Origin of the sequence: Pedobacter sp. B4-66 (assembly GCF_018492665.1) — a bacterium.
In the GTDB taxonomy this organism is placed as follows: Bacteria; Bacteroidota; Bacteroidia; order Sphingobacteriales; family Sphingobacteriaceae; genus Pedobacter.
The window spans coordinates 251,062-277,220 of the sequence record NZ_JAFVME010000005.1 but is presented as its reverse complement, the minus strand read 5'-3'; the positions used below and the strand labels follow the sequence as shown (position 1 = coordinate 277,220).

The window sequence follows — 26,159 nt, the reverse complement described above, 5'->3', positions numbered from 1 at the left end:
ATTACACTAAAAACCCAATATTGAATAGAATGGGCTAAAAATATTCACCCATTTGCAATAATGTAAAGAAGGGTCATGAATGCTTGGGGAGTTTTAGTTAAATTTGTAACAATGATTATTAGCCCAGAACAAGTCCTAGCAGCCTTGAGAAATGTTGAAGATCCTGATCTTAAAAAAGATCTGGTGACTTTGAACATGATCAAAGATTTAAAAATAGAAGATAAAAACGTAAGTTTTACTTTAGAGTTGACTACTCCTGCATGCCCTATGAAGGATATGCTTAAGAACGCTTGTCTTAATGCAGTAAAGCATTTTGTTAGTCAGGAAGCGGAGGTGAGTATCAATATTACCTCAAGAGTAACCAAGCCTATGGATACCACCCAGTTAAAAGATATCAGAAATATTATTTTGGTTTCATCTGGTAAAGGGGGGGTTGGAAAATCGACTGTTGCAAGTAATCTGGCCGTATCTTTAGCCGCTGATGGGGCAAAGGTTGGGTTAATAGATGCGGATATTTATGGACCCTCTGTGCCTACCATGTTTGATTTGGTGGGGGCAAAGCCTAGCGCAAGAGAAACAGAAGATGGTAAGACACTCATTTTACCGATTGAAAAATACGGCATAAAATTATTGTCACTGGGTTTCTTTGCTGATCCAGATCAGCCTGTGCCGTGGCGTGGACCAATGGCTTCAAATGCCGTTAAGCAATTATTTAATGATGCAGACTGGGGCGAACTTGATTATCTGATTGTGGACCTTCCTCCGGGTACCGGAGATATTCACATCACCATTACGCAGAGCTTCCCAATTACCGGAGCTGTTATTGTTACAACACCTCAACAGGTTGCTTTAGCAGATACCCGTAAAGGTTTGGCAATGTTTAAAATGCCGGGGATTAATATTCCGGTTCTAGGAGTTATCGAAAATATGGCTTATTTTACACCTGAAGAGTTGCCTGAGAATAAGTATTATATCTTTGGAAAAGACGGAGGAAAAGGGCTGGCACAATCTTTTGATGTTCCGTTTTTAGGTGAAATTCCAATTGTACAAAGCATTTCAGAAGCAGGAGATAATGGTGCGCCTATAGCCTTAAATACCGAAAGTAAGATTTCAGGGGCTTTTGCTGAAATTGCAGGGAAGGTTGCTCAGCAAGTGGCGATAAGCAATGCGCAAACTGTTAATTGCTAAAAATTTACTATTTTTATACTTTAATAAAATATAACCAATGAATTTAACAGAACAAGTAGAGCAGGCATTAGAGACCATTCGTCCGTATTTAATCGCGGATGGTGGAGATGTTGCTATTGAAGAGATTACGCCGGAGAATGTAGTTAAATTAAAATTATTAGGTAACTGCGGATCCTGCAAAATGAGCTTTATGACTATGAAAGCAGGCATTGAGCAAGCAATTATGAAGGCAGTACCTCAAATTACCTCAGTAGTCGCTATAAACTTAGCTGAGCCCGTATAAACGATTTAACACTATTTAACTAGCCGTTTTATTAAATACAGCTAATTTTGTAACATGAAGTATTCATTCACCTTAATCTTGCTTCTTTTCGTTTCTTCGGTATTTGCACAGCAAACTACTGCAGATAAGAAATTGATCCAATTTTCCGGAATTATAACCGATGTGGATAGCAATACTGTTGTGCCTTATGTAACTGTTACAAACTTATCAGACAAAGAGCAGCGATATGCGGCTAATTATAAGGGATTCTTCTCTTTTATAGCCCATCCTGGAGATACAATTTTGTATACTGCAGTTGGTTATAGGGACTTATTGTTACCTGTTCCAGCTGTAATTAATGATACGAAGTATACGGCAATGATTAAATTGAAGGCTGAGATCATTAATCTTCCTACTGTTAGGGTTTATCCCTGGGCAACAGTAGAGGAGTTCACCAGAGACTTTATGTCAATGAAAATAGCTGATGATGATTATGCTATAGCCTATAAAAACCTATCACAAGAAAGCCTGTCGGGATTAATGCAAACCCTTCCAAGGGATGGCGGTGAAATCCAAAGTTCGAATTTCAGAACAAATCACGACAGGTCTTTAAATAAGAATATGGTTCAGACTAATCCCCTGCTTAATCCATTTGCATGGGGTAAACTAATGCAGTCTATCTTTAAGGGGGATAAGAGCCGAAGCTCTGATAACTAGTGCCTTTTACCTTTACTTTGGTGAGGGAAGCGCATTTTATAATCCGCCTTTATATTACCTTTAGAAATCGCATCAAGCTTACTTTGAAGCATTCTTTTGCGTAATAATCCTAATTTATCAGTAAATAAAGTGCCTTCTATGTGATCATATTCGTGTTGAATAACACGTGCAGGCATGCCTGTGAATTCTTCTGTATGAAGCTCCCAGTTCTCATCGTAATACTCGATAAGGACATTAGGTTTACGCATTACATCCTCTCTAATGTCAGGAATACTTAAGCACCCTTCATTAAAAGCCCAGGCTTCTCCTGTTTCTTCAAGTATTTCAGCATTGATGAATACCTTTTTAAAACGGGTTTTATCTTTTTCATCAGCGCCTGTATCAACAATAAACAGACGTATTGGTAGTCCGATTTGAGGGGCTGCCAAGCCAACACCGCTTGCATTATACATGGTGTCGAACATATTGGTGATTAGCTGTGCCAGGTCCGGGTACGTCTCGTCAATTGGAGCGCATACTTTTTTCAAAACCGGATCTCCGTATGCTACAATGGGTAACTTCATGCTGCAAAAATACAAATATTACCCTAAAGGATAAAAAGTTAGGGCACTAAGATTACTTTCATCTAATATTTCATTGGTAATATTACCAATATCTGTTGTTGAGACGGCCTGTATTTTATTGAAAACAGTTTGCAGGTCATCTATTTTGTCATAATCAATAAGGCTTTTTGCCATTGAAATAATGAGTCCGATTCGATTTTCTTCACCAAGGGCTATCTGTCCGATGAATTTATTTTTAGCTTTTTGGAGTTGTACTTCGCTAAATGGGTTGTCACGGAGCTTTTTAAGCTCTTTAAAAATAAGAGAGCTGGCTTTGTTTACTTTTTCCTTATCAGTGCCAAAATAAAGCGTAAAAATGCCCGTATCACTTAAAGGGCTGTAGCCAGATTCAATGGTATAAGCAATTCCATACTTCTCTCTGATTTGTAGGTTTAATATAGAGCTCATTCCATTACCGCCCAGTAGATTATTTAGTAACAACAGGCCTGTTTTATAAGGATGGTGTAAGGAGTATGCCTGACTACCCAGCATTGTGTGAGCCTGCTGAATAGGCTTATTAAATGTTTTGCTAACCACAGGAGATTTTAAAGGAGCTTCTCTGGTTGATCTATATAGGTTTTCGGGAATATCTGAATAGTGTTTTGACCCAATTTTTACCACCTTATTTAGAGAATAATTGCCCAACACAGCAATCACCATTTTATCCGTATGGTAGTTTTCTTTTATAAACTGATGAATGTCTTTTTGAGTGATCTTGCTTACGCTGTCCGTTGTTCCAAGTATGTTGCGGCCAAGAGGATGTCCAGAAAATACGAGGTCCTCAAAATCATCATAAATGGCTTCTTCCGGTTGATCCAGGTAGGATGCAATCTCATCCAGTACGACGCTCTTTTCTTTATCCATTTCATCTTCAGGAAATGTAGAGTGAAAAACGATATCGTTAAAAAGCTCTAGGGTTCTGTCCAGATAAGGGTTTAAAAAAGAAGCATGAATGCAGGTGTATTCTTTAGTCGTATAAGCATTTAGGTCTGCGCCAACACTTTCAAGCCTGTTTAAAATCTGGTTTGTACTGCGCTTCTCTGTACGCTTAAAGATCAGGTGCTCAATAAAGTGAGCCAGACCTGCATTTTCGTCGCTCTCATCTCTCGATCCACTATTTATAATAATGCAGGCATGAGATATTGCAGATGCTGATGGGACATGAAGTATGCGGATGCCATTGGGCAAGGTGTGAACGTTGTATTCCATTAATCCTGCAAAGATACAGAGAAATATATCATGCGATTATAATTTTTCTGTATCAGGATAGCTCAAGTTCAACTCATCAATGATAGTCTGTTTTTTGGGCCTTATTGCCAATAAAAAAATAAAGAAAATCAGGCTTGCAATGAGAAAAATGATATTGCCGCTTACCAGAAAACCTACGATGTTTAATAGTGAAGGTAGCTCAAAAAGCGCTGTACGAATTATAAATGCGACTTGGTATTTATTGATTTTATCCTCTGCAGATAGATCCTGAAGATTTGATATTTGTTGTTTGTACAGGAATTGTCCGGCTATTAGGGAAACGATTCCAATTATTGGAAATAGGGGAAAGAACATCTCTGGTTGATTTAAACTTGTATCAATAGAAAGACGATCTTTAACTGTTAAGTACGATGTTGCGGCCATCGCAATTATGGCCAGACAGAATGCAAGATGTATAGTCTGCATTGCTTTTAATTTGGAAGAATTCATTATTAAGAGATTAAGTTAACTCAATATAATGAATTCTTTTAAAAATTACCACTGGCGCCACCGCCACCAAAATCGCCGCCACCAAATCTGGTCTGGTCATTTTGGGCTTGAGTGCCCGAGAATGTTTCTGAAACAATAAGTGATTCAACTTTTAGTTTATCCATTAAATTGTCTTCATTAAGGTCCTCATAAGTAAATCCATGTTTTGGTGTTTTTAAGTATTTGATTACGCTGTAAGAAATTCCTAAAAGTATAGCTCCGATAATGCAAAGCGCACCTTCTATTGGCATCACATTGTAATAGGTTCTAAAGGTAAATACTGCGATTGCAATTAGTAATAATCCGGATCTAAGCAAGATTACATCCTTCTTTCTTAGTCCTAAATACATATATACAAAAGGAATTGCAATGGTCCAGATCCAGAAAAAAGCGGCAAAGGGAACTTTTCCTTCCGTAGGCTCTCCCCAACCATAAGAGCCACCATAGGCCTCTGTAGTGCTAAGTGATTGAACAATAAGGTAATTTCCGGCGAAATATAATAGCAGTAGACTTATAATTTGTACGACACTCAAACAATTGGTGTAATAGATGGTAAGCTTTTTTCCGACGAGCCCTTTGGATAAAAGATAGAGGCCTGAACAAACTATCATTATCAGAAAAGGCATTGTTGACATTCCCCATGAAGAAAGGCCTTTCCAGACTGAAAATATCGTTGCAATAAGCGCAAGTAAACTTACTGCGGTCATTAGCATATCTGTAAAGCGCAGCGCATAATACAGGGCTAACAGAAATATAAAAAAGGAAATGCGAGAATAGGAGATTTCATTAGTTGTATTGAATTGTATTATCATGAATGCAGCTACAAATAAGCCTCCAGAAATCCACATCAGGGCATCATCGACACCTGATTTATAATGATTGTTACTCCGTACAATTAGTTCTAGGGCGATATATGTAATGACACCAAGAAATAAAGAATAACCCCAGGTATCAACAATATGCATATCGCTCACCATAAGGGTAATTAATCCACCTGAAAATAATACAATTATGCAGGTGAGGATAAAGAGACCCACCCTAATAAAAATATTAGGGGTATAAAAACCAACAGAGTATTTATCTTCTATTTTCTTTTGCTCATCGATGCTTATCGCATCAGCTTTACAGGCTTTTTCTGCTTCTTCCCTGATTAATAAATTAGCAAGCCAAAGGTTATTATAAATGATCATGCCGATTTAATTTTTTTGTTGAGGTTAATTAACAGAAAGATAATGCCTATTGCCGAGCCAATAAAATACATGAATGAAAGCGTGATTGAGGAGTCATCTCTCATTGAGAAAAGGCCTCTTAATACCAGGCTACTAAGTGCGATGTATGTATAAAGAACAACCAATAATAAGAAGTAAAAGGAGTTGTATTTAAATGAGTCAGTGTAAATGTAGTAGGCTAAAGCAAATAGCGTTAGCATAAACAAAAATGATACACCTGAGTCATAATAAAAGAAATAGCCGGCAAGTAGAGAGATAAAGGACAGATGTACTCCAAAATGCTGATAGGTAAATCTAAAGTGCTTCTTAAAACTAATGCGCGTGCTTAAGTACGCTGCCAGTAGGAGTAATAGTCCTAAAAAAATGTAAGTAAAAATAACAGTCTGACTATTAAAATCAGTGTTTAAAAGCAATTGTTTTGGGGTTACAGATATACCCATCCAGATGGCTAGATTGGTGATGCCCATTGCTAAAATGCCCAAATGATCAAACTCATAAGCAATATAAAACAATAGGATCATTGGAATGAAGGTTGCCATCCCATAGTTGGTTCCAAATACAGTATACTGAAACTGTAAATAGCCAACAAAAGATAAAAAGCTAAGGCAGGCTAATAGCAGGATATAGTCAAAAAAGGAATTAGGAGATTTTATCAGTTCTTTACTAAATGGCTTTTTGTGTTTAAAACAATAAAAAAAGCAACCAGCACTAATGGCGGCAATGATAAGTAAAATGACTTGATGGCCAATCGTATCTATATTTTTATAGATCAGAATACCTAGTCCGGTACTTAAGAGTACTACTCCCAGATAAAGCAAAGTTTTTAATTCCCAATGCAACGAAAATAATGGAGCATGAGAAGTGTTTTTTATTCTTTCGAAGGATTCTTCAGAAATGCAGTCTTCTTCAAATAGTTTTTTGAAAAGGTCTATGTTCATTATAAAGAGATGTTAATCAAAGGATAGTTCAAGTATACAAAAAAGATGTCGTGTAGCTGGTATTTCCTGTCAATTTGACAACAAAAGTGTTTTGGAACATCCCTTGATAGTGTGTCTATGTACTTAAAAATGAGTTAACATATGAGCATAGAAGAAAAAGGAACCATATCCATTCACACGGAGAATATTTTCCCAATCATCAAGAAATTCCTGTATTCCGATAATGAGATCTTTTTAAGAGAACTTGTTTCGAATGCCGTTGATGCGGTACAAAAAATTAAGCGCTTAGCCGCTCTTGGTCAGTACAGCGGAGAGCTTGGAAGCCCTTTAGTAGAGGTCGCTGTCGATAAAGAAAAGAAAACCATTACAATTACTGATAATGGTTTGGGCATGACTGCTGAAGAGATCAAAAAATATATTAATCAGGTAGCATTTTCTGGAGCAAGTGAGTTTGTAGAGAAATTTAAAGACGCCAAAGATGCGAATGAAATCATTGGTAAATTTGGTTTAGGCTTTTATTCGGCCTTTATGGTGGCTGATTTGGTAGAGATTCAAACCTTATCCTATCAGGAAGGTGCGGAGCCGGCTAAATGGGTTTGCGATGGTAGCACTGAGTTTGAAATTACTGCAGGTAGCAGAGCGACACGTGGTACTGAAATCATCCTACATATTAACGCAGAGTCTGAAGAGTTCTTAGATAACCATAAGATAGAGGAGATTCTTGATAAATACGGTAAGTTTTTACCTGTACCAATTAAGTTTGGAACAAAAACCGTTCAGGAACCTGATGGTGAAGATGAAGAAGGAAAACCGAAAACTATAGGTGTTGAGGTTGACAATATCATCAATACAACTAATCCAATCTGGACTAAGGCGCCTGCAGATTTGTCAGATGCGGATTACCTTGCATTTTACAAGCAATTATACCCATTCTCTGAAGATCCTTTATTCTGGATTCACCTGAATGTAGATTACCCTTTCAACTTAACAGGTGTATTATACTTCCCTAAAGTGAAAAATGATTTTGACATGCAACGCAACAAAATCAAATTGTTTTCACGCCAGGTATTTATTACGGATGAGGTAAAAGATATTGTACCTGAGTTTTTAATGTTATTACATGGTGTTATTGACTCTCCTGATATTCCACTAAACGTTTCAAGAAGCTTTTTACAGGCTGATAGTAATGTTAAAAAGATCAATAGTTACATCACTAAAAAGGTTGCTGATAAACTTCAGGAGCTATTTAACAAAGACCGTAAAGGATATGAAGAAAAGTGGGGAGATATTGGTCTTTTCGTAAAATACGGAATGGTTAGCGAAGAGAAATTTAATGATAAAGCAAAGGATTTCGCATTGCTAACAAACACCAAAAATGAGAACTTCACTTTTGATGAGTACCGCGAAAAGGTTAAAGATTTCCAGACGGATAAAAACGGACAGGTAGTTTATATCTATTCAAATGATCCTTCAAAACAAGATAGCTTTATCCAATCGGCGAATAAAAAGGATTATGATGTTTTGTTGATGAATTCTCCGATTGATAACCACTTTGTTAGTCACCTGGAGCAAAAACTAGAAAAAACTGCTTTAAAGCGTGTAGATTCAAGTGTAGCTGATAAGCTAGTTGAAAAGGATGAGGCTATAGAGTCTGTACTTACCGAGGAGCAAAGTAAAAAAGTATCTGGTATTTTTGAAAAGGCAATCACTAAGCCAGGTATGCACGTAGAGGTAGTTGGTTTAAATCCTGATGAATTGCCGGTTACTGTAACCATGGATGAGTTTATGCGTCGTATGAAAGACATGGCTCAAATGGGTGGCGGAATGGGCTTTTATGGCAATATGCCTGATAGTTATAAAGTAGCTATTAATGGAAACCACAAGCTGATTGGAAAGATCTTAAAAGCAGAAAATGAGGAAGAACAGAGTTTACTTGCTAAACAAGCGGTAGATCTTGCTTTGCTCGCTCAGGGGATGTTAACAGGAGCAGAATTAACGGCTTTTGTAAGCAGAAGCGTTGAGTTGATTTAAGTTTTAGAATAATATTATTTAAAAGAGTGTGTATCATAATTTTTGATACACACTCTTTTTTTTAATGTCGGTGTAGCGTTTTGATGACGGGATTCGTTTTAAGGTGAAAAAGACAAATGATTATGAAAATTTCAAACAAATTAAAGACGATATCGAAGACACTTCTTGCTGCTGTTACGGTATCTGCAGTGTTGGTTTCTTGTACAAAGGATAAGATAGATTATACCCCACAGCCTATATCAATCATGGGCGTGATCCATGCCTCACCAACTACAGAAAAATTGGATTTTTATGTTGGAGATACTAAAGCAAACAGAGATGATTTTGCTTACACCAATAAAATCAATTATTTGCAGATTTATTCGGGAGATAGAGATGTTAAAATCACTAAAAAAGGATCTACAGCTACAGTTTTAACTGAAAAATTAAAACTTGTTGATCAAATGGCGTATTCACTTTTTATCATTGATACGTTTGATAAAGCGAAGTTTTTGTTAGTTAAAGATTCTGTAACTATGGCTGGTGCAGGTAAAGCTAAATTACGTTTCATTAACCTTAGCCCTGATGCTCCAGCATTAAACCTTGGGATAGTTGGAAAAGATGTACCTGTTGTTACTAATAAGTTGTTTAAAGAATATAGTAACTTTGAAAGTATTGATGCTGGCGATAAAGTAACATTTAAAATCAAGAATAATGAAGGTGTTGAGGTTGCATCTCTAGTTGATCAAAAAATTGAGCAAGGAAAGATATATACAATTTGGGTAAAAGGCCTTAAATCAGCTACAACGGATGAGATGAAAGTTGGAGCTGTTATTTACAGTCACCAATATTAATTGATAATAAGCCGGCCTCTAATTTTTGGCCGGCTTAAAAAGGTTTATTTGAATTGCCGGACACTATAAAATATGATTATAAGAAGAATTCTTAATGGTGCAGAAACAGAATGCTCGGATTTGAGGATATCATAGCGGGGTGTTTGAAGAATGACAACAAGAGTAAAGAAATGATCTATAAATCATTTTACGGCTATCTTATGGGGGTTATTTTACGTTATGTAAATGATAGAAATGACTCAGAAGAGCTTGTTAATGATAGTTTTATAAAGATTTTTAAAGGGATAAATCAATTCAGTTTACCAAAAGATAATACCGAGACACAAAAAGCCTTTAAAGGTTGGATAGCCAGGATTTCATCGCGCACTGCGATAGATTTTTTGAGAACAAAGAAGACTCACTTGTATGTGGATGACATCAGCGAGGATCAGCAACCATTAACACAGGTGAATGCGGTTACTCAATTAAATGTACAAGATATTTTAAAGCTTCTTAGTCAATTGCCGGAAACACACCGGCTTATTTTTAATATGTATGAAATAGAAGGGTTCTCGCACGATGAGATATCGAAAATGCTGAACATTCCAGAGAGCTCAAGCAGAGTATATCTAACACGAGCCAAGAATAAGTTGAGGGAACTGTATTCAAAAACATTAATCAATTCATATGCAACCAACTGATCATATGAAAGAATCTGAAGATGAGTTAATTGCTCATATAAAGGAAAGCCTGACAGGCCATGAGGAAGAGTATGTTCCGGGGTCATGGGAAAACTTTAATATAAATGAGGGTAAAAAGACTGTGCCCGTAATATGGTTATGGCGTTTAAGTAGCGCAGCCGCAGTATTATTGGTTGTTGGTGCAGGCATTATGTTGTTTAAACAGAAAGCAACTGATCAAGTGCCAGTGCAAAATGTACAGTCTAAACCAAAAGAATCACCCAGGCCTTCTGCAGAAATAGAAACTGTAAAAGAAATGCCTGTTTTAATAGAACTTAAGCAGCCTAAGAATGCGGAGGCTAATGCCGTTCGTGTTCATGAGGCATCAAATATATTAGCAATAGCTTCTGATGAAACTATTATTGCTAAAGAAAGTACCGCTGTGACTTCCGCTCCAGCTGTTGAGCCTAAAATAGTTGAGCCTAAAACGGATGTCGCAAAAATACAAACTAACCCAGCACCTATAGAAAGTAAAGCTTCTGGTATTCAGGATTTCCTTAATAATGAAACGAAGAAAAATCAAGGGGAGGCTTTGGCAAAGGTCTCGACTAGCCAACATGAAGACAAGTGGGAAATGGGGCTGGTTGTTTCGCCTTCTTTTGGTAATACCAAAAAGCTTAATATGGGATATGGAATAAGCATGGGGTATGCTTTAACGGATAAGATTTCCTTAAACTCCGGTGTATCTTATAGTGAGATGGCAGCTACAAAAAACTTACCTGCTACGGTTAGCAGCAGTTTCATTGCAAATGGAAGTAAAAATCTGGAATCCATTGAGGCAAAAGTTTCAGGGATAGATATTCCACTTGAGATTAAGTATCATGTAAGTAAGAATCTTTATGCGAATGTTGGGGTTTCGGCATTTGCGGTGATCAATCAGAAACAAAGTAATAGTTATATTCAGGAAAAAGTAGTTGAACGCGCTGTAAATTCTGATGCTGGTCTGGATCAGCTAAAAACATTTGCCATTAATGAAAGAGTGGTAGAGCAAGCATCTGAGTCTGAATCTGAAATAAAAGATGGAAGATATATAGGCTTTTATAATTTTTCATTCGGATATAAACAAAAAATATCTAAAGGTAAAGCCGTCTCAATAGAGCCATTTATGAAAGTTCCAATGAAAGAGGTTTCTAAAGAGAACCTAAGGCTGATTGGTACTGGGGTAAGGTTAAAGCTGGATTTCTAGTCTTTATTTTTAAAGGTGTAACTTTGCCAGGCAATGAAAAAGATGATGACTAAAAAGAATATTGTGAATGCTATTTTTATAGCATTGTTCCTGGTGATTTTATTTGTCCCATCGGCAAAAGCATTCCTTATACAGGGACTAATGGAGATTGGTTTATTTAAACCTAAAACAGAGCCAATAGCAGCAGAAACGCCTTCGGCTGATTTATCAGGGATTAAATTTGAAGACAAAGCGGGAAAGGTTATAGATCTTGGCGCATTAAAAGGAAAGGTGATATTTATTAATTTCTGGGCCACCTGGTGTCCTCCTTGCCTGGCAGAGATGCCTTCCATTAATAAACTTTACGAGCAGTATAAAGATGATAAGGATGTAGTATTTATCATGGTAGATGCAGATAGTGATTTGGTTAAGTCGCAGAAATATATGGATGGCAGAAGCTATAAGATGCCGGTTTATTCGGTAGCCAGCAATATTCCTGAAACCCTTTTTAAAGGGACACTACCAACAACTATTGTTTTTGATAAACAAGGCAGACTTTCTTATAACGAGTCAGGTGCAGCTAATTATGCGAGCTCAAAATTTATAGAATTTATTGAGCAATTGAAAAGCCTTAAGATTTAACATTTTTTAACCTGATTATTGACACTCGGATTGTAAATCTATAGGGAAATCAATAAAAATATTAATTAATTTTGCTGTTAGTTAAACCTTTATACTATGAAAAGGACTTTGATGATTATTGCAGGCTTAATTGCCGGGGTTGCATTTGCAACCAATAGCTATGCACAGCAAGCTAGTTTGGTTCAAGACCAAAATCCAAGATATGAAATAGCACGAGCTAAATACATGAACATGTCTGATTCTTTAACTCGCGATCAGGGTACTACCGTTCAAAATACTTATAAAGCATACGATTGGTACAAAGCGAGAGAAGAGCGCCGTAAACTTCGCCGTGAGCGTAATTATGAGAGTAGCTTGTATAGCTATCCATATTACGGGAACTCTTACTTTTATCCGTCTTTAAATTTCGGTTGGGGACATCGCCATAACAACCACTGGGGATATTATGGAGTCGGTTTCGGCTGGTAAATAACCGGAACATAAAGTACACATTTACATATAATCATATTTAATAAAATGCAGTTTAAAAAAATATTAACCCTTGCTGCAATAGCAGTTTCTGGTCTAGTGATCTCGTCATGCTCCAGACAAGTAACAAGAATTAACACTACTGACACTGTTGATGTAAGTGGAAACTGGAATAATAGCGACTCTAGAATGGTAGCTCAGGAAATGACCCAAAGTGTTTTAGGGGCTAAGTGGTTGTCTACACACCTTGAATCTAAAGCAGGTAAAAAGCCGGTTGTGGTAGTAGGACTTGTTCAAAACAAAAGCCATGAACACATTGATGCCGAAACATTTGTTAAAGATGTTGAGCAGGCATTTGTTCAAAGTGAGCGTGTGCGTTTAGTTCAAGGTGGGAAGAAAAGAGAAGAACTGCGTGCAGAGAAAGCAGATCAACAAGATAATGCTTCTGTTTCTACCATGAAAAAGTTTGGTTTAGAGAATGGTGCCGACTATATTTTGCAAGGTTCAATCAACTCTATCGTTGATTCTCATAAACGAAAAAAAGTAGTTTATTATCAGGTGAACCTGGAGCTTACAGATATTCAAACCAATGAAGTTGTTTGGATTGGCGACAAGAAAATTGCTAAATACGTTAAGAACTAGTAGGATATTGATCCTGCTAAAATAACAGTATGACAAATAATAGTAAGAATAAGCTTAAGGCATCAGTTCTTTTAGGATTGATGCTTTTTCTTTTTAGCTGTGCCTCTTATAATGAGAAAATTGCTGTTTATTATAAACAAATAGCAACAGGGAATTATAATGAAGCAGTTAAGGAGCTTGATAAGAATCGCTTGCTTCAGAAACCACGCAATAAGCTGTTGTTTTTGATGGAGAAGGGAAAATCGAGCCACTTAATTGGTGACTATGAAAATAGTAATCGTTATTTTAATGAGGCCGACCAACTATTAGAAAATGGAATAGGGGGAGCGATGGATGCTGTTGTTGGAACTCTTGTAAATCCTATGACTCAAGCTTATAAGGGAGAAGACTTTGAAAAGTTTATGATCCATTACTATAAAGCACTTAATTATCTGTATCTCCATAAAACAGAAGATGCAATAGTTGAAGCCCGAAGGATTAGTTTACAATCGCAAGAGCAGGGAGATAAGTTTAATAACAAGGAAAACAGGTATTCTAAAGATGCATTTTCTTTGATGCTTCAAGGGCTTATTTATGAAAGTAATGGAGATGTAAATAATGCTTTTATAGCCTATAGGAACGCTGCGGAGGTATATTTAAACAGTTCAAACAAAACTTACTATGGAACAACACTTCCGAAAGATCTCGAGTTAGACGTACTTAGAATGGCAGATGCAAATGGTTTTAAGGAAGAACTTGTTCGCTTTGAACAGCTGTTTAACTTAAAGTACCAACCAGAAATTGCGCCTGAGGGCGGAACACTTATCCTTTTTTGGGAAAATGGATTGGCACCTGTTAAACAGCAGGAGGAGTTTATTTTTTCTCTTATTAGGGGCTCCAATGGAGATTTGGTGTTTACCAATGTAGCAGGCACATTGTTTATTCCTTATAATTCGGCTTATGGGAGCGGAGACATCGATTTAAACTCGGTGAATAGCCTAAGGGCCACCTATCCTAAATATGTCGCTCAGCAGCCTTATTTTACCAGCGCTACAATTACTAATGGCCAGTCTACTATAGGCTTTGAAAAGGCAGAAGATATTAATGAACTTGCTTTTAAAACACTTGACCAGCGGTTTGCTAAAGAGATGGGTAAAATACTTACACGTTTGGCGGTAAAGAAAAGTGCAGAATATGTGCTCAAAGCCAGCGCAAAGGGTAATGGAAAGGATGGGAAAGACAATACCTTGCTTGAAGGACTGGGCTTTGGAATGCAACTTTACAGCTTACTTTCTGAAAAGGCGGATACCCGAAACTGGCAAACTTTGCCGAGCGAGATTCGATATGCAAGAATCCCTTTACAAAAGGGAGAGAACACCATTACGCTTAATTTAACAGGCGCTAATGGCAATAATGAAACAAAAACAATAAACATTACGGGAACCGGAAAAATGCAGTTTTATAATTACTCAACATTGCGTTAATAATACGGCCCGATATAAAAAGAATAAAATTATGCAACACCCTTTCGACATTACAATTGGAAATATTGATTACGCCGTATTTCCAGAAGGAAATGATACTTATGTAATCTTTAAAGATGGCAAAGAGTATGCCCACATACAAAAAGACACAGACCTGCAATGGTTAAAGCTTGATCCTGAAACAGCTATTCCCGTTTTTGAAATAGATGAAGAGATCAACAGCATTGGCAGAGAGATCATGGCTTATGTTCCTGAAGAGGAAGACGAGGATGATCTGGAAGAAGAGCTGGATTAACCAGCCCAGCTGTCACGATCAAGGCTGCGGTAATGTATCGCCTCTGCCAGATGCTCAAGTTCAATATCAGGACTTCCATCAAGGTCGGCAATAGTTCTGGATACTTTTAAAATGCGGTCGTAAGCTCGGGCAGATAGCCCTAGTTTTTCCATAGCTTGCTTTATCAATACCTGTCCGGAATCATTGATCTTACAAATGTTGCGAACCATGTTAGGGCTCATCTGTGCATTATAATGCAAGGTAGTGATGGCGGCAAAACGATCGTCTTGGATAGCTCGGGCCCTAATAACCCTTTCCCGTATCTTTTCGCTCTTTTCAGCTTCAAAAGCAGAGGTGAGCTCGTTAAAATTTACGGGAGTAACTTCCACATGTAAATCTATACGATCTAAAAGTGGCCCTGATATTTTACTAAGGTATTTCTGGACAATGCCCGGACCGCAAGTACATTCTTTCTCAGGGTGGTTATAAAAACCGCACGGACAAGGATTCATTGAGGCAATAAGCATAAAACTTGCTGGGTACTCAACACTTAATTTCGAGCGAGATACTGTAACCTGTCTGTCTTCAAGCGGTTGGCGCATTACTTCTAGTACACTTCTTTTAAATTCCGGTAACTCATCTAAAAATAACACTCCGTTATGAGCCAGAGAGATTTCTCCGGGCTGTGGATTTGCTCCTCCACCAACTAATGCAATGTCCGAAATTGTATGATGTGGGCTTCGGTATGGCCTTTCTGTCATCAAGGTATCTGCTGCGCTTAGCTTGCCTGCAACGGAATGTATTTTTGTGGTTTCCAGTGCCTCTTGCAAATTTAAAGGAGGTAAGATGGTTGGCAGTCGCTTTGCCAGCATAGTTTTTCCGGCACCGGGAGGTCCAATTAGAATCAGGTTATGCCCACCTGCTGCGGCAATCTCTAATGCGCGCTTTATGTTCTCTTGTCCTTTTACATCAGAAAAGTCGTGAGGATAGCTGCTTACATTATTAAAGAACTCATTCCTCGTATTTACAACAACAGGTTCATGGCTTTCCGAACCATTAAAAAAAGAAGCAACCTCTGCCAGATTCTTCATTCCATATACTAGCAGATCACTTACTATTGCAGCTTCCCTTGAGTTATCCTTTGGGAGGATAAAACCTTTAAATCCGGCTTTTTTAGCCTGTATAGAGATAGGTAGTGCGCCTTTTATAGATTGGAGGCTGCCATCCAGAGATAACTCTCCCATGATGAAGTATTGGCCTATTTCTGGGATTTCTATTTGTCCCGAAGCAGCAAGAATCCCAATGGCAATTGGCAGGTCATAAGAAGACCCTTCTTTACGAATGTCTGCAGGAGCAAGATTGATGACAATCTTTTGGCGAGGCATTTTTAGCCCTGCCGACTGAATGGCGCTTTCAACTCTTCTTAAACTCTCCTTAATAGCATTGTCAGGAAGGCCAACAATATGATATCTGTTTCCGCCTCCAATACTTACCTCGATGGTAATTGTTAATGCGTTTACTCCGAAAACGGCACTTCCAAAAGTTTTGATGAGCATAGTTTATGAATACGTAAGTGTACTACTAAACTATGCTGATTTAGATCTTAAGTGGTTGGAATTTGTAAGATTTATTGCAAATTACATTCTGCCTTGTGGCATCTTTGGCATATTCTTCATCATTTTTGCAGCAGCAGCAGGATTAGAGAATTGCTTCATCACCTTACGCATGTCTTCAAATTGTTTGATGAGTTTGGTAACCTCTTCAATTTTTGTACCTGAACCTTTAGCGATACGTAAGCGTCTGCTTTGTTGAATACTATCAGGGTTTTCACGCTCAAACTTAGTCATCGACTGAATTACAGCCTCAACACTTTTGAATGCATCATCTTCAATCTCAACGTTCTTCATCATTTTTCCAACACCAGGTATCATGCCCATAAGGTCTTTCATGTTACCCATTTTCTTGATCTGTTGGATCTGATTGTAGAAGTCGTTAAAATCAAACTTGTTTTTGCGGATTTTCTTTTGAAGTTCAGCTGCTTCCTTTTCGTCAAACTGCTGTTGAGCACGTTCAACAAGGGAAACCACGTCACCCATCCCTAGAATCCTTGAGGCCATCCTTTCAGGATAGAACACATCAAGAGCTTCCATTTTCTCACCCGTACCAATAAACTTAATTGGTTTATTTACTACAGATTTAATTGATAAAGCAGCACCACCACGTGTATCACCATCTAATTTGGTTAATACAACACCGGTAAAGTCTAGCCTATCGTTAAATGCTTTTGCCGTGTTAACCGCATCCTGTCCGGTCATGGCATCAACAACAAACAGGATTTCGTGCGGTTTAGTACTGGCTTTTACGGCAGCGATCTCATCCATCATCTGCTCATCTATCGCTAAACGACCGGCCGTATCTATAATGATTACATTATTATTTTGTTTTTTACCTTCAGCAATACCTTCTAAGGCAATGCCAACGGGATCTTTAGAGGCTATGTTCGAATAAACAGGCACTCCAATTTGCTCACCTAAAATCTGTAACTGATCTACTGCCGCAGGGCGATATACGTCACCAGCAACTAATAAAGGTTTTTTGCCCTTACTTTTAAGGAAGTTAGCTAGCTTACCGGTAAATGTTGTTTTACCAGCACCGTTTAATCCGGCAATAAGGATAATAGTAGGATTGTTTTTTAAATCTAACTCTGTAACCTCACCACCCATTAAAGCGGTAAGCTCATCGTTCATTACCTTGGTAAGTAACTGACCTGGGGAAACAGATGTAAGAACATTTAAGCCTAGCGCTTTCTCTTTAACCTCATCGGTAAAGCTTTTGGCTGTTTTATAATTTACGTCGGCGTCTAATAAGGCCTTACGGATTTCTTTCATGGTCTCGGCCACGTTGATCTCTGTAATACTTCCTTGTCCTTTTAAAACCTTAAACGCACGGTCTAACTTATCCTGTAAATTTTCAAACATTTTCTTTAATGCTTAGTGTTCAATTTTTTGTGAATTGCAAAGTTATTAATTTTGCGGGATACAGATAACAATATCCGTAATCTTTATGTAGAATATTAACGAGGGAAGGTAAATGCGATGCCAATTGCCAGAGATTGACTGGCCTGTATTTCCTTGTCAGAATCTTTATCAAACAGGCCTACTCCCCGAAGTGTTACATTCATTAACCTGTTTATCTGAGACCTTAGTTCCACATCAAGGCGATGATCAATATGTTCTAATTTTCTGTCATAAGGAATGAACATTTGATACCTTGCCATTAGGTTTACATTCTTAAAGATCTGTTTGTCAAAATTACTTACGATCTGAAAAGCGAGCTCATTTTTGAATTTTTTGCCTCGCTCTACACCGAAGTTCCCCCCATTAAATTGTTGGTTGAAAGTAGTGTCTAGTTTAAAAGTCTGTCTTGCTGTACCGGTACCGATCCTAGTCGAAAAATAACCCACTGGCTTATACTCAAAACCAATTGATTCTGTTAAATAGCCTGGAGACATGAACTTAGAGACCAGTGTATCTCTTTCTTCATTCTTGCTGTTTCGGAAATAAGCATACCCATTGTCAAATTGAGATTCAAAGGTTACAGATCCAAAGAAATACCAGCTTTTGGATAAGCGTAAGTCGGCCTTGTTATCCCAAAAAATCCTATCCCTTGTTTTCTTTTGCAGCTGATCCTTATTTTTGATCTTACCATATTCAAGCATGACCTGACTGATATAACCATAGCCTTCTTTTCTATACTCAGCCCGGTAATCGATCGCTCCACCAAGAGCGAATGAATTTACTCCCCCAGCTTTCCAGTTATTTGAAAAGGTTCCCTGATTAATATTAATCCCAACGTTAGTCCTGGTTTTCCAGTAATTGATTTTCTCAGCTATAACAACCGGTGGGATTTTTATAGGCGTATAATTAAGTATTCCTGTCCGCGATGGCAAAGGGCTACGTTTTAATTTTATCTCCAGCCCTTTGGTTTCAATAGGCACAGTATCAATCTCCTGAGCGATCAGGCTTGATGAGGTGATAAACAATAACAAGAGGCAGATATTAAAACTCTTCATTACTACAAAGAAAAACAAAAATGTGACTTATTAAAAGTTTATTAATAAACTAATTATAAAATGGAGATTTATTTAAGCTTTTTTCTTGGCAAATCTAATCCATGCAAATGCCTTTCTGTGAGTTAAATAAGAAAGGTTGTCGTCAAAGTGATAGGCTTCTTTTTCAAAGAGGATATTAAAATAAGCCAGGTAATGATTCTTGTACCTAATCAGGTTGATCAGGTAATTCAATAAGTACAAAAAATAGAATGGTATAATTAGCAGTTCAAGCTGCTGCCTAAAGTGTATACGCTCATGGTTAATTAAGACCTTATCAACCTTTAGAGCCTTGTTTTTTAAAATAATAAAAGGGAAAATAGCCATTGCGTTGGCCGGTAGTTTAGATGATATGAGAAAGAATGGTCTCAAAATTCTTCTACTGTTATTTTCGGTAGTGGTTGTAGTCTAAAAGCTGCTGGATTCCGTTTATAGCTGGCATAGCTGTTCCTTAAATACACCACAAAAGCATAGTCAGAAGCCGTTAAAACGAATTGATAAGTAGGCCGGTATTGCTGCATAAAATCCTCAATTTCGTAGTCACCTATTTGCAACACCTTTTTTACATACTCGGGTGTAAATCTATAATCTATGATGGCTTCATGGTAATCACGCTCCAATATTTTCTGTAGATGTCGTGCATTTTTACCATCGCGACTTAATAAGTTGTAAATTGCATCAATACCTAAGCCTGCGCCACCTAATCCAAGATTTAACAAGTCTTTAGCTTTGCCCTTATCCAAAGCATATTTGTATTCTTTTAAGGTTTTTGCGTGCGATTCTTTTGGCGTGTATTTTCTTCCCGTAATTGATACTTCCCGTAAATTAATGCCAAGAGACTTTAACTGAAAGTACACCGCTTTTTGACCACTATGTATAAGTGTATCAACAGCATAACCTTGCAGCACGGCATATAGCGTATCTCCTACAGAAGCATTTATAGCAAATTCGCCCTTTGGGGTGTTGTATATTCCTTCATCCTTGCTGGCGTTGAAAATATAAACCTTAGCTAAGCGAAGCTTCGAATCTTTGTCAACAACAAAACCCTTAACCGTGCTGGTTTGAGCCATAGCAGTTAAAGCAGAGCAATAAAGGATTAATAACAGGCTGAAAAATCTCATTTGAGATACAAAACTACAAGATAACTATCTGCGCTTAATAAACATTAACATTATTTAACTAACACAAGCTTTTGGCCAATTTTAATGCCCGTGTCAGCAAGGTTGTTTATCGCTTTTATATCATCAACTGAGATGTTAAAGCGTTTAGAAATATTGTAAAGGGTATCACCTTGTTTCACCGTATATGGATTCTCTTTAGTTGCTGGTTTGGTATAGAGCGTGCTGTCATTTACAGCTGGTGTACTTATTTTTAAAGTATCAGGAGCTTTAACGACCTGTTTTGAAGGTGGAGTAGCCACGGGGGTGAATTTTTTCTTTTCCTGAGGGATGTTCGCATTAATTTCTGAGAATACACGGTCCTCACGTTTTAACTTCTCGTTTTCCGATTCAGGCATGTCATAAAAATACAACTGGTACTTTTCAATGATGTTGATTAATAGATCAGGATATTTAGGGTTTGTAGCATAACCAGCTTGTTTTAAACCAATAGCCCAGTTTTTATAATCGTTTTTGTCCAATTCAAAAAGGGCACTATAGCGCTTTCTCTTTAGAAACTCAGAGTGGTCTTTGTATGATTCACGAGCGTCTTTATAAACTCTAAAACAATCATCTACCTTATCATCTTCCTTGTAATACCCCTTCCCTTTCCACTCAGAGGTACATTTGATGCCAAAGTGGTTGTTCGCATATTTTGCAAGATCGCTATTTCCACTTCCCGACTCAATGATGCCCTGTGCAAGTGTAATACTTGCAGGAATACCATATTTATTCATCTCCTCTATTGCTACAGCTTTAAACTCATCAATATAAGTTACCGTAGTGCGCGACTTATAATCTGGATTTGCTTTGGTCGCTGCTTTTTCAATTTCTTTATTATTGCGACTTAATTTTCTTGATTTACAAGCAGAAAAAAATAGAATGGCTACTGCCAGGATGATTAATCTTTTGTTCATTATAGTTTAAGTTTTTGTCCGGGTTTAAGTGCAGCGCCTTTTAACCCATTTTTTTTCATTAGTGAAGTGGCGGTTGTTCCCTTCGATTTTGCTATTTTATTTAGGCTGTCGCCTTTTTTAACAGTGTATGTTGATCTTGATTTCTTTGCAGATCTATGGGTAGTACTTGCAACAGGAGTAGGTGGTTCCACATAATCATCAGGTCTTTCATCGTACTGCGACAGATTGTTTCTTTTGATGATTCCAATAATTTGCGAAGCCCAGGTTCTGCTTCTTGCATAACCACCGCGATGAATCCCTCTGGCCCAGTTTCTATAATCAAATTGATCATACTTGTCAAAAAGCGGGATAAGAGAAGAGCGGCTCTTTAAAAACTCCAAAAAACTATCATAAGATTCTTTTGGCGATGGATAGTCTCTATACGACGAACGGATTTCGGTATTGCTGTTTGGGCCTTTTATCCCAAAGTGATTGTTCAGGTATCTGGCAATTTTGCTTGTTCCGGATGCCGATTCGTGTATTGCAACGGCAAGAATAACACTGGCAGGAATTTTATGTTCCCGCATTAGCGTTTGTGCATATTCTACATTCTCCGCAATATATTCGGCTGTGGTTTGTGCCTTAGCACTAAATGTTAAGGTGATAGCGCAAAGCCAAACTAAGAGTAATGATTTGGTCATACTTATTTTTTTCTGATGATAAATAACCCATCTCTAACAGGTAGAATGAGCTTTTCTACACGGTCATCTGCCGCAATTTTGTCATTAAATGTAGTGATATTTTTAGTGTCCTTATCCTGATTGGTGTTCAGTACTTTTCCACTCCACAGCACATTGTCTACTATAATAAGCCCGCCAGGCCTGATTCTGTTGAAAACAAGATCATAATAAGTTCCATTGTTTTTCTTGTCAGCATCAATAAACACAAGGTCAAAAGTTTCGTCAAGTGTGTTTACTGTTTGAGTGGCATCGCCAAGAATGTATTTTATTTTGCTATTGTAGTCAGACTGCGCAAAGTTTCGGCGAACCATTTCTTCAAGTTCCTCATTTATATCTAAAGTATATAAGATCCCGTCTTCCGTTAGGCCTTCGGCGAGGCAAAGAGTAGCATAGCCTGTAAATGTTCCGATTTCCAAAATGCGCTTTGGGCTTACCATTTTACTTAAAAAACTAAGCACCCGGCCCTGATAATGACCAGAAAGCATACGCGGCATTAGCACTTTTAGATTGGTTTCTCTGTCTATTCTTTGTAGCAGTTCGCTTTCCGGTTCGCAGTAATTAAGCAAAAGCTGCTGCATGTCATCGCTGATAAGGCTCATATAATTTCTATAAATGCAATCTATAAACGGTGCTGTTCCATAAAATATTGCAAAATAATGGTGGCTGCAATAGTATCAACACGTTCTTTATTTTGTCTGTCGTGTTTTTTTAATCCGCTCTGCATAATTGTTTGATGTGCAAGTTTAGAGGTAAAACGCTCATCAATCCAGTATTGCGGAATATCAGGAAAGGTTCTTCTTAATGTTTTGGCAAACCCTTTTACATGCTGTGCAGAATCGGACGGTGTGCCATCCATTTGCTTTGGATCACCAAAAACAAAGGCCTCTACCTGTTCGGTTAGAAAGTATTTCTTTAAATATTCTATGGCATCTTTAGGATGTACGGTGTCCAATCCGGTTGCAATAATTTGCAAGGGGTCCGTAACGGCTAATCCGATACGTTTGGTTCCATAATCAAAAGCTAAAATTCTGGGCATATTGGCAAAGATAATAAATTCTAGGAGGTGCTTGGGCTCAAAGAAAAGCTAAACCAAGCCATTATCTGTTTACTGTTGGTTAACTTTAAGGGCAAATAATGGCAAGTCTTAAAATTTTGCTATTTTGCACCAAATGCAGTTTAAGAATATAATAGGACAGGAGAGCATAAAACAGCAATTGATACAAACAGTTGCTGAGAATAGGATTAGTCATGCGCAGTTGTTTCTTTCATCAGAAGGAAGTGGTGCCTTGCCTTTAGCCATTGCCTATGCCCAATATATTAACTGCCTTGATAAACAGGTTGATGATAGCTGTGGCGAATGTTCTTCATGCCGGAAATATGAAAGATATATTCACCCCGATTTGCATTTTTCTTATCCATTTTTTGCTTCTAAAGACGTAAAAACGGCTGTAGATGTTCTGGATGAATGGAGAAGTATGGTGTTGGCCGATCCTTATTTTGACATGGATATTTGGCGTTCTAAGCTAAGCGCCGAGAATAAACAGGCCAATATTAACATCGCCGAGTGTCATGATATCATCAAAAAATTAAGTTATAAAGCTTTTGAAGCAGAGACGAAAGTTCTGATCATGTGGCTGCCCGAATATCTGGATAAAGAGGGCAATTCACTCTTAAAAATTATTGAAGAACCGCCTCAAAATACCTTATTCATTCTAGTAGCCAACAATCAGGAGCAGATTCTTTCTACTTTGTTGTCGCGGACGCAAATTGTTAAGGTTCCTAAATTGCCTCATGCGACTGTCGAAAGTTATTTGATGGATGAGTTTGGCTTATCAGAAAATCAAGCTACTGAATATAGCTTTTTGGCTGATGGGAATTTGATAGAAGCCAAGCAATTGGTGGCCAATACGCAAAACGAAAATGCCGATAAATTTGCAGAGTGGTTGCGGATGGGATATGGCAACAGGGTTTTGGACTTAACCGCCTTTGTAGAGCAGATTGCTAGCTGGGGAAGAGAAAACCAAAAGAATTTCTTAAAGTACGGGATCAGTTTCTTAAGAGAATGTAGTTTGTTGTTAAGTGGTGCAGAAGACTTGGTTAAACTGCCAGTTTCGGCTATGGAAACAGCAAAGCGCTTATCAACCCATGTACTTAATCTTAGCATGGCGGATGCCATTATATCAGAATTGGAAAAGGCGCATTACCATATCGAAAGAAATGCAAATCCTAAAATTCTGTTTTTAGATGTATCTTTACAGTTAGTAAAAATAATTAAGTTTAAAACGCTCCCGAAAGGGACTCAATATATATACGGTTAATTATGGGATGTGGAAGTTGTTCTACAGGTGGCGGATGTGCCCCCTCGGGTTGCAAAAGTAACGGCTCTTGCCTTACTGGAGGATGCGGAAAAATGGAAGTTTACGACTGGCTGTCTAATCTTGACATGCCTTCAAATTATATACCTTTTCAAGTAATAGAAGTTAAATTTAAGGGCGCAAGGAAGGAGTTTTTCTTGAATACTGAGAATATTTACCTAGAAATAGGGGAGTTAATCGCGGTTGAAGGCCCTACGGGTGGATATGACATAGGCCATGTTTCCTTAACAGGAGAGCTGGTGCGTATGCAAATGAAACGCCGTAAAGCTACTATAGATCAGGTAACAAGAAAAGTTTACAGAAAAGCTACTGAAGCTGATGTAGAGAAATGGAAAATAGCTAAAGGTTTAGAATGGGAAACGATGCATAAAGCGCGTACTCTTGCTTTAGACTTACGCTTATCTATGAAAATCAGTGATGTTGATTATCAAGGTGATAAAACTAAGGCTACGTTTTTTTATACAGCAGAAGGTCGTGTCGACTTTAGAGAGCTGATCAAAAAGATGGCTGAAACCTTTAGAATCCGGATTGAAATGCGCCAGATTGGAATGCGTCAGGAGGCCGGAAGATTAGGTGGAATTGGGTCTTGCGGTCGCGAATTGTGCTGCTCTACCTGGTTAACTAACTTTAAAACGGTATCAACCGCTGCGGCAAGGTATCAGAATCTTTCTTTAAATACATTAAAGCTAGCAGGACAATGCGGGAAGCTAAAATGCTGTTTGAATTATGAGCTTGACACCTATTTAGATGCATTAAAGGACATTCCTGATCGTATTGAAAGTCTGCAAACGGAGATCGGTGTTGCTCGTCATCAAAAAACAGATATCTTTAAAAAGGTGATGTGGTTTAGCTATCCTAATACTGAGGATTGGATTCCATTAAAGGTAGATCGCGTTAAAGAGATCATGGCAATGAACAAGCGCGGACAAAAACCAGTTAACCTTAAAGAAGAGGCAATTGAGTTAACTCCGGTAACTGTAGTTGAGAAAATACCTGATTATGAAAACGTAGTTGGACAAGATAGCTTAACTCGTTTGGATGATAAGCCTAGAAATAAAGGCAATAAAAATAGCAAGAACAGAAGTAACGAGAATAGAGATCGTGGAAATAGGCCTGAAAAAGGCCCTAAGCCAGCTCAAAACGCGAACAAGCCTGTTCAAAATCCTAATAAATCCGCTCAAGGAGCAAAACCGGCTAACGTTCAAAATGCTAAACCTGCGCAAGGAGGCAAGCCAGCTCAAGGTGTTAAACCTCCGCCGGGATTAAAAGCTGGACAGGGAGATAAGCCTGTTCAAAACCCTAAGCAAGGACAACAACCTAAGGGTAATAATAAGCCTGATCAGAATAAAAGGGAGAATAATCCTGAGGTAGCTCAGCCTACTGACGGCGGTTCTGCACAAGCAGGTATTGAGGGTGGACAGCCATCGGCAAACAAGAATAGGAATAGAAATAATAACCGAAGGAAAAAACAAAAGGAAAAGCCTAAGGATGAATAATTTTAAAGTTTTACTGCTGTCTTCTGTTTTGATCGTTCTCTTTTTTGGTGGATGTGATACCAATACGCTTGTAGACAGCAATATGTCTATGCCTGCACGTAACTGGAGTTACCCTAATAAGGTTAAAACCTTGGTTGAAATTACGGATAGTAGTAAACCTTATAATATTTATTTTAAACTGCGCCATACCGCAGATTACAGGTACTCTAATATTTTTGTGTTGTTCCACATTAGTGGAGGAGGGCACAAAAAGCACACTCGCCGGTATGAATATAGGCTAGCACAGCCTGATGGACAGTGGAATGGTGCCGGATCAGGTAATCTGTTTACCTATAATTTGCCATTACTTACCAATTATAAGTTCCCTGCTGCAGGGAAGTATCTTCTGGAAATAGAGCAGAATATGCGTGATAACCCGCTTGCAGAGATTAGTGACGCAGGTATAAAAGTAGAAGTAAGAAGTAATAACTAGTATTT

The 26,159-nt window shown here is 38.0% G+C and carries 29 protein-coding genes; 15 read left to right on the top strand and 14 right to left on the bottom strand.

The genetic code is table 11. The annotated features are described in order from the left end of the window. The first annotated feature begins 111 nt into the window (after positions 1-111). From J1905_RS10595 to J1905_RS10585, 3 genes are read left to right on the top strand one after another with little or no spacing between them, the layout of a single operon-like run. Positions 112-1,188 carry an Mrp/NBP35 family ATP-binding protein gene (locus J1905_RS10595; protein WP_214227239.1) on the top strand — a complete coding sequence of 359 codons (1,077 nt, stop codon included), beginning with the start codon at positions 112-114 and terminating at the stop codon, positions 1,186-1,188. Positions 1,189-1,225: 37 nt separating this feature from the next. Beyond that, entirely contained in the window at positions 1,226-1,471 is a 246-nt protein-coding gene (locus tag J1905_RS10590) for a NifU family protein (protein ID WP_048908103.1), read from the top strand. 54 nt (positions 1,472-1,525) lie between these two features. Beyond that, positions 1,526-2,167 carry a hypothetical protein gene (locus J1905_RS10585; protein ID WP_214227238.1) on the top strand — a complete coding sequence of 214 codons (642 nt, stop codon included), beginning with the start codon at positions 1,526-1,528 and terminating at the stop codon, positions 2,165-2,167. Here J1905_RS10585 and def read toward each other — a convergent pair. Genes def through J1905_RS10560 form a run of 5 tightly spaced genes read right to left on the bottom strand, consistent with a single transcriptional unit; the run spans position 2,164 to position 6,673 of the window. Beyond that, positions 2,164-2,730, bottom strand: coding sequence for a peptide deformylase (gene def / locus J1905_RS10580; protein ID WP_173089665.1), 567 nt, complete (start codon positions 2,728-2,730; stop codon positions 2,164-2,166). The genes J1905_RS10585 and def overlap by 4 nt on opposite strands. An 18-nt stretch (positions 2,731-2,748) precedes the next feature. Continuing rightward, positions 2,749-3,978, bottom strand: coding sequence for a M16 family metallopeptidase (locus tag J1905_RS10575; RefSeq protein WP_214227237.1), 1,230 nt, complete (start codon positions 3,976-3,978; stop codon positions 2,749-2,751). Between the two features lie 36 nt (positions 3,979-4,014). After that, positions 4,015-4,467, bottom strand: coding sequence for a hypothetical protein (locus J1905_RS10570; RefSeq protein WP_214227236.1), 453 nt, complete (start codon positions 4,465-4,467; stop codon positions 4,015-4,017). Between the two features lie 38 nt (positions 4,468-4,505). Beyond that, positions 4,506-5,696, bottom strand: coding sequence for a hypothetical protein (locus J1905_RS10565; protein ID WP_214227235.1), 1,191 nt, complete (start codon positions 5,694-5,696; stop codon positions 4,506-4,508). Next, a complete protein-coding gene (locus tag J1905_RS10560; RefSeq protein WP_214227234.1) occupies positions 5,693-6,673 on the bottom strand; it encodes a DUF2157 domain-containing protein in 981 nt (326 codons plus the stop codon). The genes J1905_RS10565 and J1905_RS10560 overlap by 4 nt, the downstream gene beginning before the upstream one ends. A gap of 141 nt (positions 6,674-6,814) precedes the next feature. On the opposite strand from J1905_RS10560, the gene htpG reads away from it, so the two are divergent. From htpG to J1905_RS10515, 9 genes are all read left to right on the top strand, one after another. Continuing rightward, positions 6,815-8,704: a molecular chaperone HtpG gene (gene htpG, locus J1905_RS10555; RefSeq protein WP_214227233.1), complete on the top strand. Its 1,890-nt coding sequence runs from the start codon at positions 6,815-6,817 to the stop codon at positions 8,702-8,704. A gap of 122 nt (positions 8,705-8,826) precedes the next feature. Further along, complete coding sequence (locus J1905_RS10550; protein WP_214227232.1) at positions 8,827-9,537, top strand: DUF4397 domain-containing protein; 711 nt, start codon at positions 8,827-8,829, stop codon at positions 9,535-9,537. Positions 9,538-9,647: 110 nt separating this feature from the next. After that, the gene (locus J1905_RS10545) at positions 9,648-10,217 is read left to right on the top strand and encodes an RNA polymerase sigma factor (protein WP_214227231.1); all 570 of its coding nucleotides are present in this window, start codon (positions 9,648-9,650) and stop codon (positions 10,215-10,217) included. After that, positions 10,204-11,442, top strand: a complete 1,239-nt coding sequence (locus J1905_RS10540) for an outer membrane beta-barrel protein (protein ID WP_214227230.1) — start codon at positions 10,204-10,206, stop codon at positions 11,440-11,442. The genes J1905_RS10545 and J1905_RS10540 overlap by 14 nt, the downstream gene beginning before the upstream one ends. Positions 11,443-11,475: 33 nt before the next feature. Further along, the gene (locus J1905_RS10535) at positions 11,476-12,063 is read left to right on the top strand and encodes a TlpA family protein disulfide reductase (protein WP_214227229.1); all 588 of its coding nucleotides are present in this window, start codon (positions 11,476-11,478) and stop codon (positions 12,061-12,063) included. Between the two features lie 96 nt (positions 12,064-12,159). After that, on the top strand, positions 12,160-12,531 hold the full coding sequence (locus tag J1905_RS10530; RefSeq protein ID WP_214227228.1) for a hypothetical protein: 372 nt from the start codon (positions 12,160-12,162) through the stop codon (positions 12,529-12,531). Between the two features lie 48 nt (positions 12,532-12,579). Beyond that, positions 12,580-13,173 carry a penicillin-binding protein activator LpoB gene (locus tag J1905_RS10525; RefSeq protein ID WP_173089675.1) on the top strand — a complete coding sequence of 198 codons (594 nt, stop codon included), beginning with the start codon at positions 12,580-12,582 and terminating at the stop codon, positions 13,171-13,173. Between the two features lie 29 nt (positions 13,174-13,202). Beyond that, a complete protein-coding gene (locus J1905_RS10520; protein WP_214227227.1) occupies positions 13,203-14,636 on the top strand; it encodes a COG3014 family protein in 1,434 nt (477 codons plus the stop codon). Positions 14,637-14,667: 31 nt separating this feature from the next. Continuing rightward, entirely contained in the window at positions 14,668-14,931 is a 264-nt protein-coding gene (locus J1905_RS10515; protein ID WP_214227226.1) for a hypothetical protein, read from the top strand. On the opposite strand, the gene J1905_RS10510 is transcribed toward J1905_RS10515, so the two are convergent. The 9 genes from J1905_RS10510 to ruvX form a co-directional block, all read right to left on the bottom strand. Further along, positions 14,928-16,466 (bottom strand): YifB family Mg chelatase-like AAA ATPase, encoded by a 1,539-nt coding sequence (locus tag J1905_RS10510; RefSeq protein ID WP_214227225.1) that lies wholly within the window; start codon positions 16,464-16,466, stop codon positions 14,928-14,930. The genes J1905_RS10515 and J1905_RS10510 overlap by 4 nt on opposite strands. A gap of 81 nt (positions 16,467-16,547) precedes the next feature. Further along, positions 16,548-17,888 (bottom strand): signal recognition particle protein, encoded by a 1,341-nt coding sequence (ffh, locus tag J1905_RS10505; RefSeq protein ID WP_173089679.1) that lies wholly within the window; start codon positions 17,886-17,888, stop codon positions 16,548-16,550. A gap of 95 nt (positions 17,889-17,983) precedes the next feature. Then, on the bottom strand, positions 17,984-18,982 hold the full coding sequence (locus J1905_RS10500; RefSeq protein WP_214227224.1) for a DUF3078 domain-containing protein: 999 nt from the start codon (positions 18,980-18,982) through the stop codon (positions 17,984-17,986). Between the two features lie 72 nt (positions 18,983-19,054). Then, on the bottom strand, positions 19,055-19,390 hold the full coding sequence (locus tag J1905_RS10495) for a hypothetical protein (RefSeq protein WP_214227223.1): 336 nt from the start codon (positions 19,388-19,390) through the stop codon (positions 19,055-19,057). Beyond that, on the bottom strand, positions 19,387-20,139 hold the full coding sequence (locus J1905_RS10490) for a hypothetical protein (RefSeq protein ID WP_214227222.1): 753 nt from the start codon (positions 20,137-20,139) through the stop codon (positions 19,387-19,389). The genes J1905_RS10495 and J1905_RS10490 overlap by 4 nt, the downstream gene beginning before the upstream one ends. Before the next feature lie 50 nt (positions 20,140-20,189). After that, positions 20,190-21,092: a glucosaminidase domain-containing protein gene (locus J1905_RS10485; RefSeq protein WP_214227221.1), complete on the bottom strand. Its 903-nt coding sequence runs from the start codon at positions 21,090-21,092 to the stop codon at positions 20,190-20,192. Further along, positions 21,092-21,772 carry a glucosaminidase domain-containing protein gene (locus J1905_RS10480; RefSeq protein ID WP_214227220.1) on the bottom strand — a complete coding sequence of 227 codons (681 nt, stop codon included), beginning with the start codon at positions 21,770-21,772 and terminating at the stop codon, positions 21,092-21,094. The genes J1905_RS10485 and J1905_RS10480 overlap by 1 nt, the downstream gene beginning before the upstream one ends. Positions 21,773-21,774: 2 nt before the next feature. Further along, positions 21,775-22,410: an O-methyltransferase gene (locus tag J1905_RS10475; protein WP_214227219.1), complete on the bottom strand. Its 636-nt coding sequence runs from the start codon at positions 22,408-22,410 to the stop codon at positions 21,775-21,777. A 20-nt stretch (positions 22,411-22,430) separates the two neighbouring features. Continuing rightward, on the bottom strand, positions 22,431-22,847 hold the full coding sequence (ruvX, locus tag J1905_RS10470) for a Holliday junction resolvase RuvX (protein WP_214227218.1): 417 nt from the start codon (positions 22,845-22,847) through the stop codon (positions 22,431-22,433). Between the two features lie 133 nt (positions 22,848-22,980). On the opposite strand from ruvX, the gene J1905_RS10465 reads away from it, so the two are divergent. Genes J1905_RS10465 through J1905_RS10455 form a run of 3 tightly spaced genes read left to right on the top strand, consistent with a single transcriptional unit; the run spans position 22,981 to position 26,154 of the window. Continuing rightward, positions 22,981-24,129, top strand: coding sequence for a DNA polymerase III subunit (locus J1905_RS10465; RefSeq protein ID WP_214227217.1), 1,149 nt, complete (start codon positions 22,981-22,983; stop codon positions 24,127-24,129). Positions 24,130-24,131: 2 nt separating this feature from the next. Further along, positions 24,132-25,682 carry a regulatory iron-sulfur-containing complex subunit RicT gene (gene ricT, locus J1905_RS10460; protein ID WP_214227216.1) on the top strand — a complete coding sequence of 517 codons (1,551 nt, stop codon included), beginning with the start codon at positions 24,132-24,134 and terminating at the stop codon, positions 25,680-25,682. Next, the gene (locus J1905_RS10455; RefSeq protein WP_214227215.1) at positions 25,675-26,154 is read left to right on the top strand and encodes a gliding motility lipoprotein GldH; all 480 of its coding nucleotides are present in this window, start codon (positions 25,675-25,677) and stop codon (positions 26,152-26,154) included. The genes ricT and J1905_RS10455 overlap by 8 nt, the downstream gene beginning before the upstream one ends. Positions 26,155-26,159: the final 5 nt, after the last annotated feature.

Coding starts and splice junctions, on each gene's coding strand:
- J1905_RS10595 (WP_214227239.1), top strand. CDS start 112: ATGATTATTAGCCCAGAACAAGTCCTAGCAGCCTTGAGAAATGTTGAA.
- J1905_RS10590 (WP_048908103.1), top strand. CDS start 1,226: ATGAATTTAACAGAACAAGTAGAGCAGGCATTAGAGACCATTCGTCCG.
- J1905_RS10585 (WP_214227238.1), top strand. CDS start 1,526: ATGAAGTATTCATTCACCTTAATCTTGCTTCTTTTCGTTTCTTCGGTA.
- def (WP_173089665.1), bottom strand. CDS start 2,730: ATGAAGTTACCCATTGTAGCATACGGAGATCCGGTTTTGAAAAAAGTA.
- J1905_RS10575 (WP_214227237.1), bottom strand. CDS start 3,978: ATGGAATACAACGTTCACACCTTGCCCAATGGCATCCGCATACTTCAT.
- J1905_RS10570 (WP_214227236.1), bottom strand. CDS start 4,467: ATGAATTCTTCCAAATTAAAAGCAATGCAGACTATACATCTTGCATTC.
- J1905_RS10565 (WP_214227235.1), bottom strand. CDS start 5,696: ATGATCATTTATAATAACCTTTGGCTTGCTAATTTATTAATCAGGGAA.
- J1905_RS10560 (WP_214227234.1), bottom strand. CDS start 6,673: ATGAACATAGACCTTTTCAAAAAACTATTTGAAGAAGACTGCATTTCT.
- htpG (WP_214227233.1), top strand. CDS start 6,815: ATGAGCATAGAAGAAAAAGGAACCATATCCATTCACACGGAGAATATT.
- J1905_RS10550 (WP_214227232.1), top strand. CDS start 8,827: ATGAAAATTTCAAACAAATTAAAGACGATATCGAAGACACTTCTTGCT.
- J1905_RS10545 (WP_214227231.1), top strand. CDS start 9,648: ATGCTCGGATTTGAGGATATCATAGCGGGGTGTTTGAAGAATGACAAC.
- J1905_RS10540 (WP_214227230.1), top strand. CDS start 10,204: ATGCAACCAACTGATCATATGAAAGAATCTGAAGATGAGTTAATTGCT.
- J1905_RS10535 (WP_214227229.1), top strand. CDS start 11,476: ATGAAAAAGATGATGACTAAAAAGAATATTGTGAATGCTATTTTTATA.
- J1905_RS10530 (WP_214227228.1), top strand. CDS start 12,160: ATGAAAAGGACTTTGATGATTATTGCAGGCTTAATTGCCGGGGTTGCA.
- J1905_RS10525 (WP_173089675.1), top strand. CDS start 12,580: ATGCAGTTTAAAAAAATATTAACCCTTGCTGCAATAGCAGTTTCTGGT.
- J1905_RS10520 (WP_214227227.1), top strand. CDS start 13,203: ATGACAAATAATAGTAAGAATAAGCTTAAGGCATCAGTTCTTTTAGGA.
- J1905_RS10515 (WP_214227226.1), top strand. CDS start 14,668: ATGCAACACCCTTTCGACATTACAATTGGAAATATTGATTACGCCGTA.
- J1905_RS10510 (WP_214227225.1), bottom strand. CDS start 16,466: ATGCTCATCAAAACTTTTGGAAGTGCCGTTTTCGGAGTAAACGCATTA.
- ffh (WP_173089679.1), bottom strand. CDS start 17,888: ATGTTTGAAAATTTACAGGATAAGTTAGACCGTGCGTTTAAGGTTTTA.
- J1905_RS10500 (WP_214227224.1), bottom strand. CDS start 18,982: ATGAAGAGTTTTAATATCTGCCTCTTGTTATTGTTTATCACCTCATCA.
- J1905_RS10490 (WP_214227222.1), bottom strand. CDS start 20,139: ATGAGATTTTTCAGCCTGTTATTAATCCTTTATTGCTCTGCTTTAACT.
- J1905_RS10485 (WP_214227221.1), bottom strand. CDS start 21,092: ATGAACAAAAGATTAATCATCCTGGCAGTAGCCATTCTATTTTTTTCT.
- J1905_RS10480 (WP_214227220.1), bottom strand. CDS start 21,772: ATGACCAAATCATTACTCTTAGTTTGGCTTTGCGCTATCACCTTAACA.
- J1905_RS10475 (WP_214227219.1), bottom strand. CDS start 22,410: ATGAGCCTTATCAGCGATGACATGCAGCAGCTTTTGCTTAATTACTGC.
- ruvX (WP_214227218.1), bottom strand. CDS start 22,847: ATGCCCAGAATTTTAGCTTTTGATTATGGAACCAAACGTATCGGATTA.
- J1905_RS10465 (WP_214227217.1), top strand. CDS start 22,981: ATGCAGTTTAAGAATATAATAGGACAGGAGAGCATAAAACAGCAATTG.
- ricT (WP_214227216.1), top strand. CDS start 24,132: ATGGGATGTGGAAGTTGTTCTACAGGTGGCGGATGTGCCCCCTCGGGT.
- J1905_RS10455 (WP_214227215.1), top strand. CDS start 25,675: ATGAATAATTTTAAAGTTTTACTGCTGTCTTCTGTTTTGATCGTTCTC.